The organism is Campylobacter sp. RKI_CA19_01122 (assembly GCF_025771325.1).
Classification (GTDB): domain Bacteria; phylum Campylobacterota; class Campylobacteria; order Campylobacterales; family Campylobacteraceae; genus Campylobacter_D; species Campylobacter_D lari_D.
Window position 1 is genome coordinate 1 of record NZ_JAKMPZ010000027.1, and the last position, 1,033, is coordinate 1,033.

1 protein-coding gene is annotated in these 1,033 nt (G+C 30.2%); it reads left to right on the forward strand.

Annotated elements, in window-relative coordinates:
* Positions 1–1,033 (forward strand): hypothetical protein (locus L8U37_RS08100; protein WP_263728981.1); only part of this gene is annotated, 1,033 nt, incomplete at both ends.

The following is a 1,033-nucleotide window of genomic DNA, read 5'->3' on the forward strand; positions in this document are numbered from 1 at the left end:
CAAACAAGGTAGTATTAAAAAGGAGCTTAATTTAGATAAAATCAAACTTTATCAATACGCTATTTCCTTTAATGCTGATCCAAGTACTATCATTGCAGAACCTAATAAAAATGCCGAAGTAACTTTAAAAGGTGGTAAAGCTAATGAAAAAATAGAGTGGAGCTTAAGTGGAGACGCTACTTTAAGCAATCAAGAAGCAACATTTAATGCTAGTGGTGAAGCCAAGGCAGTTATTACTTCTAAAGCTCCATTTAAAACTAATCCTATAATTAGTGTAAATACCCTAGGCCAAAACCTCACTAAAACATTAACTTATATAGATGGAACTATATATACTCCAAAAATAGAATATCCTTCTTATAAAGTAAGTTTTTGGAAAACATTAGATAAAACCATAGACTATGACTCAGATTATGTATTAAAAGTAAGTGGTTTATTACCAAATTCAACCATTGATAATATCAGTGGAAGTAAAGGAGTAAAAGCTAAAAAAGAAAGCTTTAATGTTAATGATAAAGGTGAAGCTACTTTAGAATTTAGTGGTATTAGTGATCCTAGTGTTAAAGAACTTACTATTAAGTTTAGTTATATGAAATCAGTTATTACTAAGGCTGAAATAACTGCAGATAAAATTAATCTTTATCAAAGAGAATTGAATTTAGAACTTGATAAAGAAACACTTTATACTCAAGAAGGAGAAGTAGTACACGCTGTATTAAAAGGTGGAAAAACAGGTTCTAAAGTAGAGTGGAGTTTAAGTGGAGACGCTACTTTAAGTAATCAAGAAGCAACATTTAATGCTAGTGGTGAAGCCAAGGCAACTATTACTTCTAAAGCTCCGTTTGAGAATGATATTATGTTAAAAGTCAATGCTTTGGGTAGTTCTTTTGTGAAAAGCATTAAGTATAAAACAAAAATTTACACTCCTGAAGTAGAGTATCCTTCTTATAAGGATCCTAGTTGGTGGTTTCATGTAGAGAAAAAAACTATAGATTATGACTCAGATTATGTATTAAAAATAAGCGGTTTATTA